Origin of the sequence: Suttonella ornithocola, assembly GCF_001889065.1 — a bacterium.
In the GTDB taxonomy this organism is placed as follows: Bacteria; Pseudomonadota; Gammaproteobacteria; order Cardiobacteriales; family Cardiobacteriaceae; genus Suttonella_A; species Suttonella_A ornithocola.
The window spans coordinates 1-526 of sequence record NZ_LWHB01000329.1 but is presented as its reverse complement, the minus strand read 5'-3'; the positions used below and the strand labels follow the sequence as shown (position 1 = coordinate 526).

Here is a 526-nt window from a genome sequence, read left to right as displayed (position 1 = left end):
CGCGCTGTTGCAAAGCGCTACAAGATCAGCAAATTCACCGTCTATAGCTGGATTAAAATCCCATCCTAAAGGCTTTACTGAGCGTAAGCCCTCAAAGATTGATGATGAAGCCTTGCTTAAGGATATTGAGCAGTATCCTGATGATTACCAATGGGAAAGAGCTAGACGTTTTAATTGCTCGCAATCAGCGATTTGTTATGCTCTAAAGCGACTAAAGATAACGCATAAAAAAAGATTAACCAACATCCAAAAGCCGACACAGAGCAAAGAGAGCACTTTCAAGAACAAATAGTAGATAAGACCGCTCAAGACAAACCGATAGTCTATCTTGATGAATGTGGTTTTAAAGCCTTTGCTCATAGACCTTATGGCTACAGCACAAAAGGACAAGTTTGTCATGGAAGTGATAACTGGCATTTAAAAAACCAGAGCAATGCGATTGGAGCCATTATCAATGGAGAATTGTTTGCCTTACGCTTATATGATGGTTCTATTAACAGCGATATTTTCTCTCATTGGGTGAGAG

Annotated in this window: 1 protein-coding gene; it reads left to right on the top strand. The window is 39.9% G+C overall.

Features of this window, described 5'->3' with window-relative positions; all coding sequences use genetic code 11:
• Window positions 1–292: IS630 transposase-related protein (locus tag A5N85_RS14155; protein WP_249024008.1), on the top strand; the 292-nt coding region annotated here is incomplete at its 5' end.
• Window positions 293–526: the final 234 nt, after the last annotated feature.